Raw genomic sequence first — 12,122 nt, 5'->3', positions numbered from 1 at the left:
TTTTTCTAGACATAGTAGATTCTCCTCACTTATTGTGTATGATTCTACATGCCCTTATTTTTATTGTCCAACTAAGTATAACCTGTCCATTGGCACAAGAAGGTAAAAATTATAAGGATATTTTAAATTATTATTATCAAGGTGTAACCATTTCTTCAGTTGAACCCTTTATAAACAAAATGTATGTAAAAAAGTAAAAACACTTTTACTTCAAGTTTTTGAATGTCTTACAAAAGCAACTAATAGCTGCTTTACTTATCATCAGGAGCTGATCAGCAGCTCCTTTATTTATGGAACTAAAAGGGAGGTTAGTTTAATACCCGATATAACTATTGGGTTTAAGAGATATTTAATCTTATTAGGATTTTTTTTATTTGCCTTTACGTCTAAACCTTAACGCTTATAGAAAGGGTGCATTAGTTCCAAATGATGCACTAAAGATGACCACATGGAGTTAGTATAGTTTCTGGACACATTTTAGTTAAGTCCTTACAATGATTTTTGAGAGGATGTGTCCGTCTTGGAACGTAAGAATACAGGTAAAAAATATAATAATGAATTCAAGAAGACTATTGTAGATCTTTATCACTCGGGTAATTCAGTAAGAGAATGGTATGTCAACACAAAACTAGACAACTTTTTTAAGGTGTTCAAGTTTGTAATCAATCGGACTTACATAACCCAGTGTCCCATAAATGAATATATAATAAATGCAAAAAGATTTTCGGTATAGGACTCCTAGAAATATCACCATGATAAAAACCCTAATCTTAATATAGAGTACAGTATTAATCTTTTGGGATAAACAAATACTGTAATTTTTTTGTAAAAAAGTAATAGCGCTCTGGCAGCTGAAGTAGAAACGGAAACAACTATTACTAACATATCAGTTCTATCTGAAGTTAGCAGTGTAACTCCTGGTATTGCAACAGCTACAGCTGGTAAAAAGATCACATGTACCTCCAAGATAAATGCAAAGAATCCAATTGTGGGATCTCCAACGGCAACTGCTACTTCAACAGCAAGTGCATCCGAGGACGCTATCAGTGCAAAAGTTAGGGTATATAACAGTAAGGGAGGTTTACAAGGGTCAAAAGAAGATAAACAGTCTTACTCGAAGTATGCTGGTGCAACATATACTAGTAAATCTGGTTCAATTCCATCTAAAGCTTTTGGCAATCATAATTATATTAAGAAAAATTATAAGACTATCAGGCATGAAACTGTGGATAAATTTTAAATAATAGAAGAAGTTAAGGCTGACATTAGTTAGCCTTAACTTCTTTTCTGGGAGCGGGTTATATGAAAAAACAACTTATGGTAATAACGGTCATTTTATTAATTGGGATTTCAGGTTGGTTATTATATGATAATAAATCAGCTGAAAAAACAAATGGAAATACAAAAGGAGTTCAACCAGGATTTGAGGAAAGTTCTAACACAATATCCTTCGGCCTATTAGATGAAAACGATAAAGTAGTAAATAACGGAAGTATACTAGAACCAAAAGAAAATAAGCTCGAGTATACCTTTTCTCTCTCTAATTTTATTGAAGTGGAAAGGGACTATGCATTAATTGTCCTTGATAACTTTAAACAAATTCCTTTTACAGTCCAAGGAAAGCAGTACAATGTATATCCTTTTAATGCGAAGGCAAATAAAACCGTTGAATTCAAGACAAGTATTTCCGTTAAAAAAGATACAAGTGAAATAGATTATCTTGTTATTAAAAAACCTAATTATTTTACAGAGAAATTAGATATTCCAAAGATGCATTCATTACAAGAAATTTTACCTTTGCGCTTTCAGGTTAAGAACAACAGTCAGAAACAAAAAACAGCTACCTTTACTCCTGAAGAAATGTTTAACGAAGGACCAAACGATACCATATTTATAAGTAAACAAAAAGAGGAATTAACGATTCTTCCTACTGAAAGAAGTGGGGAAGATATTTATATATCCGTCGGAAATATTAATGAGGAAAAAGAAAACTACAATATTATTGCTTTAAGTAATTGGAAGCAAGTTCCTTTTGAAAATAATGAATTAGTAGGTAATGTATTAGTTAATCCAGGTGAAAGAAAGGTTTTTAAATTTAAGCTGCCATTTGTAAAAGCTAACTCGAATTTTCAAGTTATTGCTTTACCAAGACCCTATGAAGTTAGCGAAAAAGATTATGAGAGCACAAGAGCAGAGGGGTCAATGCGAGCAGTTATAAAACCCTAAATAGTATAATAATAGGACCGAACAGCTCAATAACCTTAGATATAAAACAAATCAATTCTCTGACAGTTTTTATCAAGTTGATATATATATAGGTGTTTGTGAGTTTGTCTAATTTTTTGATGCTAGGGCTAGTAAATTCAGAGTAATGTCCATACAGGTAGAGAAAAATTTCCTTAGCTTATTTGAAAACCCTTCTCTAAATTGAGAGGGGCTTTTCTAAAGTATAGGCTTAACCTTCTTTACTAACTCATTAATATCATAAACCACTTTCAAATCTGTTTCAGATCCTAATACAAAGAGATGTAATCCCATTCGGAACAATGGGGCTACCAGGCCCATTTCATAAGTATTTGTCCAATCCAATACATTCTAGATTCATAAGATAAAGTAATGTTTATGAAAAGGAGGATCAAAATTGGGCAAGGATAAAAAAGATAAAAAATGTAAAGATTGTGGACATAGAAAATGCAAATGCATTCATAAAAAATGTAAAGATTGCGGCTATAGAAAATGCAAATGCATTCATAAAAAATGTAAAGATTGTGGGCACAGTACATGCAAATGTAAAGCCGATGTAAAAGTGAAAGTAAATGTACCTGCAGGACCGGAACCAATAGGACCAGTTGTATGCAATAGCACATGTGGGAATCTGTTATTAAGCGATCAGGTTCCGAATTTAAAGATTTGGAAAGAGAAAATGTTGATGAAGACTACCGTAACAATCTCTGTATTTAATAGCGCCATGAGTGCTACATCGATTAAGATTATCGTAATTTCAAATGTTGGATGTCCAGTTGAATTCACCGTTCCTCCTGGTAATACACTTTCGGCAACAGTCGATGATGCCGAATCGATTATCGTATTTCGGATAAATAAGGGGATAGCTGAAGGGAAATTTAACTTGGAAGTATGTTTTCCTGTTTTTTACGATAAAAAACATAAATAGAAAAATGTAAATAGGAATGCTGAAAAACAAAAAAAAGTTACTGAAAACGTTGATTTTTTTACAACAATCAATTATTAAATCCAGTAGTTTATTGAATTCTGTATCTTTCTAAAATATTCCTCATAACTAAGGAAAGCTGTATTCCTTTTCAGTTCTAGTTTGAACGGAATAAAAATTCTATTAAGTAGTATAAAGGAATTTTTACATGTTCCACTCTTGTCCGTTGCAAGATTACAAAAATCACATTCTATAATATGAATGGCTATACAAGCTATTTAATATTAAATTGGAGGAATTCATAATGTGTGGATCAAATGGAAACGGAGGTTGCTGTCCTCCCGCACAAATGTTCCAAGAAAGCATTTGTGGTAATTTTAATGGACCTTTAGCAGCTGAGACAGTGTGGTCTGCACCAGCAGGCGCCTATTTTTCAGGAACTTTTGAAATTTTCAACTCAGCTTCCAGTTCGACTACAGTAACTGCAACGGTTACTCCTGCTGGTGCTTTAAGTGCTACTCCTGGAAATTCTGACTCTGTATCAGTTGATCAACCTACTGGTTTTGCTATTACAGCAGGTGCTGGAGCTAGTGGGAAGTTTTGTATCACCCTATATAAGCGTGTTCTAGCGTAATAAGATATAAAGGAATACTTTTCTTTAAGTTATTGCTTTATATCTATTAAAATGGACAAATATCATTCGAAAGGAGAGTCATATAATGTGTTTTAATGACAGTTGCTGTCCTCCCGCACAAATGTTCCAAGAAAGCATTTGTGGTAATTTTAATGGGCCTTTAGCAGCTGAGACAGTGTGGTCTGCACCAGCAGGCGCCTATTTTTCAGGGACTTTTGAAATTTTCAACTCAGCTTCCAGTACGACTACAGTAACTGCAACGGTTACTCCTGCTGGTGCTTTAAGTGCTACTCCTGGAAATTCTGACTCTGTATCAGTTGATCAACCTACTGGTTTTGCTATTACAGCAGGTGCTGGAGATAGTGGGAAGTTTTGTATCACCCTATATAAGCGTGTTCTAGCGTAATAAGATATAAAGGATTACTTTTCTTTAAGTTATTGCTTTATATCTATTAAAATGGACAAATATCATTCGAAAGGAGAGTCATATAATGTGTTTTAATGACAGCTGCTGTCCTCCCGCACAAATATTTCAAGAAAGCATTTGTGGTAATTTTAATAACGCAACTGCTGCAGCTACTACAACAACAGTATGGTCTGCACCAGCAGGCGCATATTTTTCAGGAACTTTTGAAATTTCCAACTCAGCTTCCAGTCCAGCAGCTACACCAGTAACTGCGACGATGACATCTACCCCAGCAGGCGCTTTAAGTGCTACTGCAGGAAACTCCGATACTCAATCTGTTGATCAACCTACTGATTTTGCTATTACAGTACCAGCTGGAGCTAGTGGGAAGTTTTGTATTAACTTATACAAACGTGTTCTCGCTTAGTTTAGAGTTCAATATCCTAGAACTGGCTGAATAGGTTTTTTAGTGATTTGTATATAACGACAAAAAGGTATCTTCATCATTTAGATACCTTTTTTAATATCTTCATAAAGAAAAGACCAATTAAATACATTGGTCCCAGGCTGTCGACAAAGTCGACAGCTGTTTTTTATAAAAAGTTTAGCAACAAATTGTGTCCTTCTTTCAAATTTACAACTAAATATGCTAATTAAAAGATAAAAAACCCCCTTTTTCTCCAACAATTCTTTTGGAAAAGGGGTTTGTCTACACTCTGAGACCAATTAAATACATTGGATATGAAATAAATTATATTTACACTACTGTCGTATAATAAAAAACTGTTATTGTATTTTCATGATTGGAAAAAGCATAGATTTTTTCTCCAAAAGTTATATTCCCTAAATCTATCAGGTTATCATGCCCATGGATGAAAATTCCATTGTTCGAATTGACATCCGATCCACCTAAATAAAATGAGTTACCTTGTATCCATACTCTTTGGCCAGTGCCATTTACAAGTATAGTACTTGTATTAGCTGGAAGTGTTATTGTTTGAATCTCTGCCATTATCTCTCCACTCTTTCTTATAAAAATAAGGATTCATAAAAAAAATAAACTAAAATAAAAAGGTAGCTGTTTAACTCTCTACCTTTTCGAATAAAGGAAATAGATAGTTTTTTATTATACTGTTGTATAATAAAAAACAGTTACAGTGTTGCTATCATTTGAATAAGCATAGATGGTTTCACCAAAAGCTACATTCCCTAAGTCTACGACCTCATGACCACCTGAAAGAAAAATTCCATGGTCTGAATCGACATCGGATCCCCCTATAAAATATAAACCGCCTTGAAGTAACACTCTACGTCCGTCACCTTCGACAAGAACTGTTGCTGTATTAGCTGGAAGTGTTATTGTTTGAATTGTTGCCAATTTTAATCATTCCTTTCTTTAATACTTAATTCCCGTTATACCTTTAAAAGTATTAATGAGTTGTTTCCCAAAAACTAAAATCAATAGATATAACATTATTACCACCAGAATTGTTGAGTGTACGTATAACAAACGTTGTTCCAGGAGGCATAACAACGTCACCTTCATATTCAACTGCTACCATTCCTCCAGTAGCAAGTTGAATAAGATCTTGGAAAATAACGCCTCCTACTGTAGGATCAGCTGCCTGGTTTATGAATTTAGCTGTAGCGATACTTGTATTCGTTGAAGCAAAATTGGCGTTGACTGGAGTGAGAGGAGTTCCTCCTGCAAATGAACCATTACGATTAAGGGTAATAACTAAGTTTGAATTTGATGTTCCAGCTATTCGCCCCATATGAAGAATTTTACCTGATCCAACTGGGTTAGTAATCTGTAAAAAGAGTGAAGAGTTATTTGTGACTGATTGTCGTTGAGTCGTTAAAAAGAAATTCCGTCCACTCACGGCAGCTCTAGGTTGGGAGGCTTCTGTTACTACTGGGTCCTCAAAAGTGTTGATTACTTCCACTTCTTCAGGGCATATATTACAATTACTCATTATCATCTCCCCTTCTTGAAAATTTAGGTAATTTGCTCATTTAAGATTAAAGGGAATCAATAGAAGACTTCCGAAATTTTTTAAAAATACGGTACTCATTAGAGTATGTGAGCGTATTTAAAATGATTGTTTTATTGTCTATCAATGAAAAATATTTAACTATTTTACATAGTTTGATGCCAATTCAGGGGTTTGTGTAGTAATGAAAAAATAACGGCATTCAAAACAAGAAAAAGGTTCTTTCAAAGAATCGTTCTTTTTGGAATTGCATCGATAAACAATTAAAAAGAAGCGTTCATAACAAGGTCTTCAAGTTTTACTGTTTTTCCCTTATAGATGAAAAAGAATGAATGTATTACTATGAAAAAATGACCACATTCTGACCACATAATAAAAATTCAAAGGTGAAAAAACTTAATAGAAATTTGTCTTCAGGTTATGTAAAACCTTATTAAATCAACCAATATGAATCAGTCTGAAAAAATACGAAAGTCGAAGATATGTTCCGCACACAAGTTCACCCATGGGAACGCGAACAATATATGTCAATGTATTAATAGTTTCAAAGCCTTGGTATTACTGAGTTTCTCAGTTACCAAGGCTTTTTTTATTTTTATAAAATGAAAGGGAACGGGCTGGCTGACCACATTTCAAACTATTTCATATTCAACTTTAAAACGTGAGCATAGACATCTGCTGTTGTTTGAATGGATTTATGTCCTAAACGTTCCTGCACATCTTTTAAACTGGCTCCGGATTCAAGAAGTAAAACCGCATGTGTATGTCGTAAACCATGAATGGTTATATGTTTTGCAATTCCTGCTTTTCTACAAATGCGAATAAAGGCCCTGTGTAAGGTGGATTTTGAATAGGGGAGGCCATTTCCGCGTTCGAAAACAAGATTTGTTTCTCTATAACATCTTTCTGCCAATTTCAGTTTTATTTCCTTTTGCTTAATGACATGACGTGTTTACAGAGCGGCAAGGCTTTCGTCATGATGGATTTAAAGAGCTGATACCCTTTTTTATCTGAAGAGTTTATTATTCGTGGTTGCTCGGTGTATGGATGAGTGATCTTTTTGTTCACCTTAAACCAGATATAACTTCACAGAAAGACGGCAAGTATTTGGTGGTAAATTTATATCTTTGAGAATTTAAGAAAGGCCAATATTGGTGATGGGGCGGCATTACTAGGAATGGTAAATTGCAAATACCTTCATTTGTAGTTATAAATTCCATTTTTTTGCGTTTTATCATGATAGGTGAGTTCTCTTTTTTTAGACAACAATAAATAGGCAGCCCAATATAGTTGTCCATTTAGGACACTAACCCCTCTTTGTACATAGCCTGAAAGGGTAAACAAAAAGGGAGGATTTCTTGAATGTATAACTATAATCACGCTTTTAACCCTTATAATGTGCCTTATTATATAGACGGAGAACGAATACCGGGGCCGGGCGGTGGTCAATGGGACGGACATGGCGGCGGTTATAGTGGCGGCCAATGGGACGGACATGGCGGCGGTCATGGTGGTGGCCAATGGGACGGACATGGCGGCGGTCATGGTGGCGGCCAATGGGACGGACATGGCGGCGGTCATGGTGGCGGTCAATGGGACGGACACGGTGGTGGTCATGGTGGCGGACATTGGGAACACGGGCAATGGGTTCCACGCTGTAGGAGAGTATGGGTTCATGGATTTGGTTGGACTTGGATTTGTAGGTGATGAAAAAAGACAGCATATTGCTGTCTCCAGGCTGTCGACAAAGTCGACAGCTGTTTTTTATAAAAAGTTTAGAAACAATATATTGTGTCCTTCTTTCAAATTTACAACTAAATATGCTAATTAAAAGATAAAAAAAACCCCTTTTTCTCCAACAATTCTTTTGGAAAAGGGGTTTGTCTACACTTTGCACGGCACATTAATTGATATGCCGTTTACATGTTATGTTTTTTGCTTGCTTTTCCAGACACTAAAAAGTAGCGTTCCCCAAATAATACAGCCTAATAAACCAAGAGTCCTGTGCCATAAGGGGTACCCTGAGTCGTGTTCGGATATCATTCCACCAATAAAATAAATTAAACTAAGGATAAGTAATATAGCTAGCCAAATTTGCTGTTTTTTACTCATAATACACATCACTTTTTATAAATATTTAAAAAACTATCAAAACAAAATCTGAAGAGATATATTTAGCAGCCGTTTTATTAAAATGACCTTTTTTAACGAGAAAATCTGTCAAAGCATTTTCAATAGTACCATTCATGCCTACAGTATAGTCTAAAAATTTATTGATAGATTCCCTATTAATTATCGCCAAACCAAGCTTATTTTCATCACTACAGTGTCTATCAGATTAAGGGTTCTGGTGCAAAAAACTGATTATGATGAAATTCCAAACAACTTATGTATGAATTTTACATCTTTTTTGACACATTTCACATGTTGGTGAAGTTGTCCTTTTTTCATTGTATGTATCGCTTTAATACCACTCAATATAGAAGTGGGTGTTCCATACGACTTGAATCCCAGCATTAACGCACACGCTTCTTAATGAAACGATACCAGCTAATAGGATGTCAATATCTTTATCTAAAATTTTCAGATCATGTCCCACGAGCAGGTACGTTCTAGCCCAGCTACGGTTATCATATATCGATATAAAAAATGGTCAACCAGTAATATTTTCTGGATGACCTTATAATACGAACAGGTGCGTTAGCTGAAGATCGGAGCTGTCTTTAAGGCGGCTTTTTCTTGTGTGCCAGGCATGGCAACTATCTAGGTGGTGAAAGTCCACTGTGGGGGTATACATCGACCAACCACTAAGGAAGCGCAAGGTACTTATCGTGAGGTAAGGGCTGGAGGAAGCGTGGAATAAAATCTTGGCTCGACGAACAGGAATCTGATACTAAGGCTCTATAAAGGGATTAAACTCCAAGACAAGTTAAAGTCCAAAAGATGCGCGTAACTTTATAGAGTAAATCAGGCGAGTAAAAGAGGAAAGATAGGTGTCTTACCCTGGGAGGTCTTGCGGATGTACAGAAGTACAGAAGTACAGTCGAAAAAGGTTAGTCGCAAGAAGTCAGCAGAAGCCATAGTAATGAAATAATTTCATGAAGGGCTGAACAATTTATAGTGTTTCAACGCCACGAATGCGTAAGTGACGAACTCCGAATGTGTTAATGGTGAAAGTATGAGCGTACCTCAAAGAATAACCAAAATAGAGATATCACTTACTACGTGAGAGGAAAGGAGAAACGAGTGTGGAACTTTTAGAACAAATCCTAAGTAATAAAAATATGAACGAAGCCTACATACGTGTCTATAAAAATAAAGGTGCAAGTGGGGTCGACGGAGTAACAGTCGACGAACTAAAGCAATACCTGAAAGAGAACAAAGATGAACTGCGTCAGCGCATCAGAACAAGAAAATACCAACCACAAGCTGCTTTAAGAGTGGAGATCCCAAAAGAAAATGGAAAGATGCGCAAATTGGGAATACCAACAGTAGTGGATAGAGTCGTTCAACAAGCCATTCATCAAGTTCTCAGTCCACTATTTGAAAAGCAATTCAGTGAATTCAGTTACGGTTTCAGACCAAAAAGAAGTTGTGAAATGGCGATAATTAAAAGCCTGGAGTTTCTGAATGATGAACATGATTGGGTAGTAGACATTGATCTTGAAAGATTCTTCAATACCGTCCATCACGATAAACTCATGAGAATCATATCCAACACAATAAAAGACGGAAATGTCATCTCGTTAATCAGAAAATACTTAGTCAGTGGAGTCATGGTGAATGGAAAATATGAAGACACACCTGTCGGTACTCCGCAAGGAGGCAACCTCAGTCCACTATTAAGTAATATAATGTTAAACGAACTTGATAAGGAACTGGAGAAAAAAGGACTAAGGTTCGTGAGGTACGCTGATGATGCCCTTATCTTTGTGAAAAGTGAAAAGGCAGCGAACCGAGTAATGAGCACAATCGTGAGATTTATAGAAGAGAAATTAGGCCTGATAGTCAACGTAGAGAAGAGTAGAATCTCACGTCCAAAAGAGTTGAAATTCTTAGGATTTGGGTATTATAACGACACTAATAACAACAAATACAAAGTGAAACCTCATCCAAGTTCTGTACAGAAGTTTCAAAGGAAACTTCGACAACTGACAAAGCGAAATTGGAATGTTCCACTAGACTACCGAATATTGAAATTGAACCAAGTAATAGTTGGATGGGTAAACTACTTCAGAGTGGCAAACATGAAAAAAACGACGGAACGAGTAGACACAAAGCTTCGCTCTAGAATTAGGGTCATCATATGGAAACCATGGAAAGTAGCGAAGAAACAAATTAAATCGCTTATTCTACTAGGAATTCAGGAGGAAGAAGCGAAAGGATTAACCTACTGTCGAAAAGGTTACCGATTCATAGCAGTATCCAAAGTCGTCCAAAGAGCAATCTCAAACAAAAGACTAAAGCAGAGGGGAGTCCCCTCTGCTTTAGAACATTATCTAAAAGTACACACTGTGATATAAATTGTAACGCCGTATACGCGAACCGTACGTACGGTGTTGTGAGAGGGGCGAAAATAAACTTATTTTCCCCCTACTCGATATGGCACTAACGGGGCAGTTTAGTCAGAAAGAAGTAGTTGTTTTATTGGCCGGACAATAAAGGGCTATTTAATGGAATAAACGTTTTAGGCTAACAATGTTTACTTTAAAGAATTTTCCCTGCCCTAGGTACCTTCCCCTAAGCAGTGAATAGGATAATTTTATAAGCTGTGAAGGGATTGAGAAAAATGTACTATGTTCCTTATATCCAACCGTATCAATATCAAAACCCTTATTATGTTAATGTACCAATGTATAACTATGTAAGAAATCCTGATTATTGGAGTGTTAATAATGCTAACCAATTGGGTTTTTTACAATCTTCAAACGGAAGAAATAATATTGTGGTAAAAGATTATGGACTAAAACCATTTGCAGTGAATATCAATGAGGCTACGAAACAAAACACTACCTACCGTACCGCTTTATGGACAGGAAAACATTTGCAAGTTACATTGATGAGTATTAAAGTTGGTGAAGATATTGGTTTAGAAATTCACCCTGACGTTGACCAATTTTTACGTATTGAACAAGGTCAAGGGGTTGTTCAAATGGGTAATAGAAAGGATAATTTAAGCTTTGTAAGAAACGTCTATGATGATTATGCAATAATGATACCTGCTGGCACATGGCATAATGTAACCAATACAGGTAATATTCCGCTAAAACTATACTCGATATATGCTCCTCCTAACCATCCATTTGGTACTGTTCATGTTACAAAAGCAGATGCATTGGCTTCGGAAGAAGGGCAACGGTTATGGCAATAGATCAACCCATTAAAAAATTATCAAACCCTTCTCTTTAACTTGGAAGGGCTTTTTTTCTGACTTTAATGAGAATATTTGTTCGTGTAGGATAGATGTAAAAGGAGGGATCATTCTGATGGGGACAATTCGTGATAGAGGGCTCGTTAAATGGCAAGCAGCATTGATCATGCCGGAACATAAAGCTTTAAATAAAAAACTGGGTGAGGTGGATTATTTCCTAAATAAGAAGCCTGTCCTCGATGAATACCAGGTTGAGGAGTTTGAAAACAACATTCATTATGCTATGGAATATCATTTGCCGATAAGATTTAAAGTACGTAACGAGGGAAATTCAAAAGAATTGTACGAGTATTGTGTGTTCATACATCCTGTCACGAAAGAGTTACGTATTCAGAAGAAAGATAGTTCCTTTGAGTATATTCAGTTTGATGATATCATTAGTGTAATTGTTGAGGATTAAAAAAAGCCCTTCTCAATGAGGAGGGCACTGAAAAAGTCCCTTCGGGCCAATAGAGGTAGTTTTTCTCAGTTTATTCTGAGGAAATCTA

13 protein-coding genes and 2 pseudogenes are annotated in these 12,122 nt (G+C 35.8%); 10 read left to right on the top strand and 5 right to left on the bottom strand.

The genetic code is table 11. The annotated features are described in order from the left end of the window. The 6 genes and pseudogenes from ACFX4L_RS23780 to ACFX4L_RS23755 form a co-directional block, all read left to right on the top strand. Positions 1-197 (top strand): annotated as a pseudogene (locus ACFX4L_RS23780) (hypothetical protein); the annotation flags it as partial. Between the two features lie 1,105 nt (positions 198-1,302). Next, on the top strand, positions 1,303-2,226 hold the full coding sequence (locus ACFX4L_RS23775) for a hypothetical protein (RefSeq protein ID WP_089363951.1): 924 nt from the start codon (positions 1,303-1,305) through the stop codon (positions 2,224-2,226). Between the two features lie 415 nt (positions 2,227-2,641). Continuing rightward, positions 2,642-3,172, top strand: a complete 531-nt coding sequence (locus ACFX4L_RS23770) for an S-Ena type endospore appendage (RefSeq protein WP_377387476.1) — start codon at positions 2,642-2,644, stop codon at positions 3,170-3,172. A gap of 301 nt (positions 3,173-3,473) precedes the next feature. Next, on the top strand, positions 3,474-3,803 hold the full coding sequence (locus tag ACFX4L_RS23765) for an S-Ena type endospore appendage (RefSeq protein WP_377387473.1): 330 nt from the start codon (positions 3,474-3,476) through the stop codon (positions 3,801-3,803). Positions 3,804-3,888: 85 nt separating this feature from the next. Then, positions 3,889-4,209, top strand: a complete 321-nt coding sequence (locus ACFX4L_RS23760) for an S-Ena type endospore appendage (RefSeq protein WP_377387471.1) — start codon at positions 3,889-3,891, stop codon at positions 4,207-4,209. Between the two features lie 85 nt (positions 4,210-4,294). Next, positions 4,295-4,636, top strand: coding sequence for an S-Ena type endospore appendage (locus ACFX4L_RS23755; protein WP_377387468.1), 342 nt, complete (start codon positions 4,295-4,297; stop codon positions 4,634-4,636). A 330-nt stretch (positions 4,637-4,966) separates the two neighbouring features. Here the strand turns inward: ACFX4L_RS23755 and ACFX4L_RS23750 are convergent, their stop codons facing one another. The 4 genes from ACFX4L_RS23750 to ACFX4L_RS23735 form a co-directional block, all read right to left on the bottom strand. Beyond that, positions 4,967-5,221: a hypothetical protein gene (locus ACFX4L_RS23750; RefSeq protein ID WP_377387465.1), complete on the bottom strand. Its 255-nt coding sequence runs from the start codon at positions 5,219-5,221 to the stop codon at positions 4,967-4,969. Positions 5,222-5,335: 114 nt separating this feature from the next. After that, complete coding sequence (locus ACFX4L_RS23745; RefSeq protein WP_289320636.1) at positions 5,336-5,587, bottom strand: hypothetical protein; 252 nt, start codon at positions 5,585-5,587, stop codon at positions 5,336-5,338. A 52-nt stretch (positions 5,588-5,639) separates the two neighbouring features. Continuing rightward, the gene (locus ACFX4L_RS23740; protein ID WP_377387462.1) at positions 5,640-6,185 is read right to left on the bottom strand and encodes a hypothetical protein; all 546 of its coding nucleotides are present in this window, start codon (positions 6,183-6,185) and stop codon (positions 5,640-5,642) included. Between the two features lie 655 nt (positions 6,186-6,840). Next, a complete protein-coding gene (locus tag ACFX4L_RS23735) occupies positions 6,841-7,116 on the bottom strand; it encodes a tyrosine-type recombinase/integrase (protein WP_377387459.1) in 276 nt (91 codons plus the stop codon). A gap of 449 nt (positions 7,117-7,565) precedes the next feature. Here ACFX4L_RS23735 and ACFX4L_RS23730 point away from each other — a divergent pair, with 449 nt between their 5' ends. Next, a complete protein-coding gene (locus ACFX4L_RS23730) occupies positions 7,566-7,910 on the top strand; it encodes a hypothetical protein (RefSeq protein ID WP_284471209.1) in 345 nt (114 codons plus the stop codon). A 657-nt stretch (positions 7,911-8,567) separates the two neighbouring features. Here ACFX4L_RS23730 and ACFX4L_RS23725 read toward each other — a convergent pair. Further along, positions 8,568-8,749 (bottom strand): annotated as a pseudogene (locus tag ACFX4L_RS23725) (IS6 family transposase); the annotation flags it as partial. A 702-nt stretch (positions 8,750-9,451) separates the two neighbouring features. Here ACFX4L_RS23725 and ltrA point away from each other — a divergent pair. From ltrA to ACFX4L_RS23710, 3 genes are all read left to right on the top strand, one after another. Next, positions 9,452-10,726 carry a group II intron reverse transcriptase/maturase gene (gene ltrA, locus ACFX4L_RS23720; protein ID WP_377406430.1) on the top strand — a complete coding sequence of 425 codons (1,275 nt, stop codon included), beginning with the start codon at positions 9,452-9,454 and terminating at the stop codon, positions 10,724-10,726. 266 nt (positions 10,727-10,992) lie between these two features. After that, positions 10,993-11,574: a cupin domain-containing protein gene (locus ACFX4L_RS23715; RefSeq protein ID WP_377386274.1), complete on the top strand. Its 582-nt coding sequence runs from the start codon at positions 10,993-10,995 to the stop codon at positions 11,572-11,574. Between the two features lie 115 nt (positions 11,575-11,689). Beyond that, complete coding sequence (locus ACFX4L_RS23710) at positions 11,690-12,034, top strand: YolD-like family protein (protein WP_377386271.1); 345 nt, start codon at positions 11,690-11,692, stop codon at positions 12,032-12,034. Positions 12,035-12,122 lie beyond the last annotated feature (88 nt).

This window comes from Peribacillus sp. YIM B13482, from assembly GCF_042787975.1.
Lineage (GTDB): Bacteria > Bacillota > Bacilli > Bacillales > DSM-1321 > Peribacillus > Peribacillus simplex_A.
This window is presented reverse-complemented; position numbering and strand designations above follow the sequence as displayed.